The organism is Facilibium subflavum, from assembly GCF_003574485.1.
GTDB classification, from domain to species: Bacteria; Pseudomonadota; Gammaproteobacteria; order Francisellales; family Francisellaceae; genus Facilibium; species Facilibium subflavum.
Genome location: NZ_QLIT01000289.1, coordinates 1 through 3,076, shown reverse-complemented (window position 1 = coordinate 3,076; position 3,076 = coordinate 1). Strand labels below are relative to the sequence as shown.

1 protein-coding gene is annotated in these 3,076 nt (G+C 37.7%); it reads left to right on the top strand.

Annotated features, from left to right (window positions below; genetic code table 11):
• Positions 1-2,808: RCC1 domain-containing protein (locus DNK84_RS13440; RefSeq protein ID WP_208123345.1), on the top strand; the 2,808-nt coding region annotated here is incomplete at its 5' end.
• Positions 2,809-3,076: the final 268 nt, after the last annotated feature.

Here is a 3,076-nt window from a genome sequence, read left to right as displayed (position 1 = left end):
GGAGATGTGATTATTAAGGCCGATGCTTTTGATACTGAAGGCATAAAAATTGGCGAACGTGATCTGAAAATAGTAAACATTAATATAACTGCCAGTGATGATTTACGCCTTGTCTGTTTGTTAACAGAAAGCCTTACCTTAAGGCCTGGTACATTGAGTCAGATGGTTTTTAACCATACAAAGGGGTTAAATAATGCTTATTTAGATTTAAACCAAATGCCGTTGGATGTGTATAACGAATTAACTCAAATTCAGGTTACCGCTGAAAATAAATCCTTAACTTTTGATCAAGCACAATTAGGCCAATATTATGAAACTAAAATTATTCCCTTAGGATATTTGCCAGCCTCTGCATCAGAGACAGAAATAAGCTTAAGTTTTGAAGTTACTGCAGGGAATGCTTTAGAAGCAAATAAAGTCAGCTTAGAAAGTTTATCTACGCCACCAATTCAATTTGGGGCGGCAAACTCTTTACCTGTTGCACCGAGCATCAACGTTTACACTACCGTGCTTGACGCTCAGCCAGTAGAAGTTGACTCGCCAAGTGTTGAAACGATTACTTTTAATAATACTTCTAATTATCCCGTATTAATCGAAAACCTGATTGCTGATAACCTTCCAAAAGGTACGACATTAAAAGATGTCGGAACTTGTATCCAAGGGAGTAATATTTCAGTAGGTGGTAGTTGTCAGGCCAAGGTTGAAATTACTGAAGCTGCAGAGGGTGAAGGTGAATTAATTCTGGAGTATACTATCCAAGAGTTACTATCTCAGGTATCTACATCTGAGCTACTTAAACTAAATACACAAGATGCAATATTACGTATTTCATCAAAAGTAAATGTGAGCAAGGTAGGGGGTAGTATAGAAATACCAGGCATAATGAATATCCCATTACCTCAAAGTGCTGAAGGAACAAAAAATAAATACTTGGTGACCCTGGGAAACACGGGTAATTTCAATCTTAATGCCCTTAGTGGTTCAACAATTGCTGATAACGTAGCGCTTTTTGATCAAGATGGTAATCTTTACGGAGATGCTAAAGTTGAGCTGCATAAAATAGATGAGGAAATTACCCAAACTTGTGATGTAGGTGTATTAACTGCACATTCAAGTTGCCAGATGGTCATTGCAGTTGATAGAGATGCACAAAAAGCTAATGGATTAAACCTTAAATTTAAGAGTGTAGATTTATTTAGTAATCTTGATGCAACAAAGGTTGACGTATCTTCGGCAACTGCTAATGTCGTGAATGAAGACCCATCTATTAGCTTGTTTGAGTATGGAAGTAGTACACCGATTGCTTCAACGTTGAGCTTAGAACAGCTTGATGAAGACAATTTACGTATTGTGGTTCAAAACGTTGGCGGGAGCAATCTAATATTCGGTACCAATTCTGTGTCTATAAATAATACTATTCTGAATAATAAACCGATTATTATCAATAACACTTGTAACGATGCTACCCTTATCCCTCAACAAAGCTGTGAGTTTTATATTCAGGGTAAAACAGCGTCTTTTAATACTGTTTCGGAAAACTTACTTATAAAAATTGCTTCGGCTGATGCGTTAGTGGAGAGTAGCTTTAGCCTAAATTATCTCGCTGAGCGAATTAAAAAATTAAGAACAGGTAGATGGCATGGCTGCTATTTAACAACAAAAGGCGATGTTTATTGTTGGGGAAGAAATGAGATGGGTGATTTGGGCAGAGGTTTTGACAGTGATTATCAAACAGCTCCTGCAAAAATAAAGATGGATGGTGCACTTGCAGGGAAAACAGTAGACAAAATAAGTGCACGTAATCAGCATGCTTGCATTATAGATACGCAAGGTGAGATTTACTGCTGGGGTGCTAATAGTTCTGGTGAGCTTGCAAATACGCCATACGGTTATAATGAACATATTTCAGTTCCTACACAAATACAAAAAGGAAGTTTGCCTGTAAATTTATCTTTCCAGCAAGTAGATATAGGCTCGTCCCATACATGTGCTATAGGGTCAGATGATGCAGCGTATTGCTGGGGAAGAAGTAGTAACTACAGGCTTGGGTTTCAACCGACTGTTGATTCATACAGTACCCCTGTTGCCGTAAGCATGTCCGCTAACGGATTTGTTAATACAAACCTTTATGATATTGCCACCGGCATAGGAGCGCATACCTGTGCTATTGATCAAAATAATAAACTCTACTGCTGGGGATATAACCACAGAAAACAGCTAGGCGCTGATGGAAGTGGGTTTTATAACACAGTATACCTATCTGAATCTCCTATTGTTCCATTATTTCCAATCACGGATTCAAAAGTGACCAAGGTTGTAAATAATTATAGAAACACCTGTGCATTGACACTACAGAATAATGTTTATTGTTGGGGGAGTAATGAGGATGGGATGCTTGGGATTAATGATAGTAATTATTCACAATATAACCTAAAAAGCATCCCGCAAAAAGTAGTCATGCCTTCTAATGTTGGTGCTGAGATTCTGGATTTAGATATGGCTGATGGTACCGCATGTTTTGTTGATAGTAATTATGATGTGTACTGTTGGGGCGCAAATATTTATGGTACTATTGCTCAATCAGCTGATGTATCTTCCATATACCCTAAACCGACAAAGATAAATTTACCAAATGGTATAAGTGATATCGATTTTGACCAGGTCTCAGTTGGACAGTATTTTGCATGTGCCTCTGAAAAGATGACTACAAATGTTTACTGCTGGGGAAGTAATGCATTTGGACAAATTGGTAGTGGGATAGCGGTTGGCAGCTCGTCGTATACAGCAATACCTACGCTTGTTAAATAAACTGTATCATGTCACTAAACACCCAATCTAAACATGTAAGAATCATAAATAACAAGTGTATGTGGTGTTTGTTTGTGTAAAGGTGCTATTGGTAATTCTAGCAACGAAGGAGCTAGAGCCCATATAGACCAAGGACTATGAGCCCATCCATCTAACTGTGTAAATTTTTCATAGCACTTAAATTCTGCCTTCAAATTTAATTAAAAAATGCGGCATTGCTTCACTCCAACTTCTAATTGGCATTGTCCATTTTTTTGTCATATAGTCC